The sequence below is a fragment of the Kineococcus gurbantunggutensis genome, assembly GCF_050871925.1.
Classification (GTDB): Bacteria; Actinomycetota; Actinomycetes; order Actinomycetales; family Kineococcaceae; genus Kineococcus.
Genome location: NZ_JBJLSG010000293.1, coordinates 1 through 2,743, shown reverse-complemented (window position 1 = coordinate 2,743; position 2,743 = coordinate 1). Strand labels below are relative to the sequence as shown.

At 82.8% G+C, this 2,743-nt stretch carries 1 protein-coding gene; it reads right to left on the bottom strand.

The features are described 5' to 3' along the window. Window positions 1-138: 138 nt before the first annotated feature. Entirely contained in the window at window positions 139-2,670 is a 2,532-nt protein-coding gene (hrpB, locus tag ACRYR7_RS25110; RefSeq protein WP_432575093.1) for an ATP-dependent helicase HrpB, read from the bottom strand. Window positions 2,671-2,743 lie beyond the last annotated feature (73 nt).

The window sequence follows — 2,743 nt, the reverse complement described above, 5'->3', positions numbered from 1 at the left end:
TGGCCCGGGGCGCCGCCCCCGGCGCCCCCCCCCCCTCGGCGGTGGTGTACCGCAAGCCCACCACCCGGCTGGCCCCGGAGTACTCCTGGCGCGACACCGACCGCTGGATCGACTTCCCCTGGTCCAGCGCCGGGCCGGTCAGCGCGGCCGGGCGTCGCGCCTGAGCGCCGCGCTGGTGCGGGCGGTGGGCTCGGCGGTCAGCGGGTCCTGCGGCCAGGGGTGCTTGGGGTAGCGGCCCCGGTTCTCCGCCCGCACCGCGGCGTACCCGCCGCGCCAGAACGACTCCAGGTCGGCGGTGACGGCCAGCGGCCGCCCCGCCGGCGAGAGCAGGTGCACCACGACGGGCACCCGGCCGGCGGCCACGCGCGGGGAGGTGCGCCAACCGAACGCCTCCTGCAGCTTCAGCGCCAGCACCGGCGCGGCCGGGTCGGCGTAGTCCAGCGCGGCGCGCCGGCCGCTGGGCACCTGCACCGACTCCGGGGCCAGCTCGTCCAGGCGCGCGGCGGCCTCCCACGGCAGCGCCGCGCGCAGCGCCGCCGCCACGTCCAGGCGCTGCAGGTCCGCGCGCGAGCGCACCCGCCCCAGCTGCGGGCCCAGCCACGCGGCCGGGTCCGCGGCCAGCGCCGCGTCCGCCCAGTCCGGCCACGGCTCGCCCAGCGCGGCGCGCAGGCACGCCACGCGCAGGCGCAGCGAGCGGGCCGCGCCGCTCCAGCGCAGCACCCCCGGCCCCTCCCGGTGCAGGCCCTCGGCCACCGCGGCGGCCACCGCCGCGGCCGGCGGGTCCGGCAGCGGGCGTGCGGACAGCTCCAGCTCCCCCATCCGCTCCACGCGGCGGGCCACGACGTCGCCGTCGCGCCAGGCGACCTCGTCCACCGAGCGCGGGGGCACGACCGCGCGGGCCAGGCCGGCGTCCAGGGGCGCCGCGGCCCGCACCCGCGCCGAGGCCCGCCCGGGCGCGCGGTCGGCCACGGCCACCGCCAGCCACGGCGCGCCCGCCAGCGCCGAGGCGGGCCCGGCCTCGTAGCGGGTGCCGCCGGTGGAGGCCCAGCTCGCCCCCCGCCGGTGGGCGACGCGCTCGGGGAAGGCCAGGGCGGCCACCAGGCCCGCGGCCAGGTCGTCGGGCAGGTCCCCGGGCACGTGGCGGGCGGGGTCCGCGGGGGCCCCGGCCCGGGCGCCGGGCGGCAGGGCGCCGCGCAGCCGGCGCACCTCGCGGCGCCACTGCTCCGCGCCCGGCAGCCGGCCCGCGCGCGCGTCGCGCCAGGTGGCCACGAGGTCGTCGTCGCGGCCGCGCACGTCCTCGCCGAGCAGCGCGACGACCTCCGCGGCGCGGTCGGCGCCCACGAGCGGGGCGCCGTCGAGCAGGGCCCGCGCCAGGCGCGGGTGGGCGCCGACCGCGGCGGCGGCCCGGCCGGCGGCGCTGACGCGCCCGGCGTCGTCCAGGGCGCCCAGGCGGTGCAGCAGGCCGCGCGCGGCGGCCAGCGGCCCGGCCGGCGGTGCGTCCAGCAGCGGCAGGTCCGCCACCTCGCCCCAGCACGCGGCCAGCAGCGCGAAGGAGGCCAGGTCGCCGGTGGCGATCTCCGGGGCGGCCTCGGGCACCAGCAGGGCGTGGTCGGCGGCCGACCAGGCCCGCAGCACCGTGCCGGGCCCCTCGCGCCCGGCGCGGCCGGCGCGCTGCTCGGCGCCGGCGCGGGAGACGCGCACGGTGTCCAGGCCGGCCAGGCCCCGGGCGTGGTCCACCCGCGGCACCCGCGCCAGGCCCGCGTCGACGACGACGCGCACCCCGGGCACGGTCAGGCTGGACTCGGCCACGGCGGTGGCCAGCACCACGCGCCGGCGCGGGCCGGCGCGCAGCACCTCGTCCTGCTCGCGCCCGGAGCGCGATCCGGTCAGCACGGCCACGTCCACGCCCGGCAGGTCCAGGCGCCGCTGCACCGCGGCGATCTCCCCCGCCCCGGGCAGGAAGACGAGCACGTCGCCGTCGAGCTCGCCGACGGCGGTGCGCACCAGGTGCGCGACGTGCTCCAGCAGCGCGGGGTCCACCCGCAGCCCCTCCGGCGGGCGCACCGGCCGCGGCGGCGGGCACCAGCGCACCCGCAGGGGGTGCACCGGGGCGGTGGCCGTCACCACCGGCGCGGGGGCGGCGGGCCCCTCGCCCAGCAGCGCCGCCAGCCGGTCCGCCGCCAGCGTCGCCGAGGCCGCCACCAGGCGCAGGTCCTCGCGCAGCAGCCGGCGCGCCTGCACGCAGAACGCCAGGGCCAGGTCGAGGTCGAGCTGACGCTCGTGGACCTCGTCGAGCAGGACGGCCGAGACGCCCGGCAGGTCCTCCGCGCCCAGCAGCCGGCGCAGCAGCAGGCCGGTGGTGACGACCTCCACGCGGGTGCCCGGCCCGGCGCGGCGCTCGCCGCGCACCGCGTAGCCGACGGTGGCGCCGACCGGCTCGCCCAGCAGGGCGGCCATCCGCGCGGCCGCGGCGCGCGCGGCCACGCGGCGCGGCTCGGCGACCAGCACCCGCCCGGGCAGCGCCTGCGCCAGCGCCAGCGGCACCAGGGTCGTCTTGCCGGTGCCCGGGGGCGCCTGCAGGACCGCCGCGCCCGAGGCGTCCAGGGCGGCGAGCAGGTCCGGCACCACGGCGCCGACCGGCAGGGTGTCCAGCAGTCCGGGCGGCAGCACCGCGCCAGTGTCCCCGGCGCCGGGCGCACGCGTCACCGCGCCCCCGCCGGCGGGGCGGGGGCGGCGGGCCCGG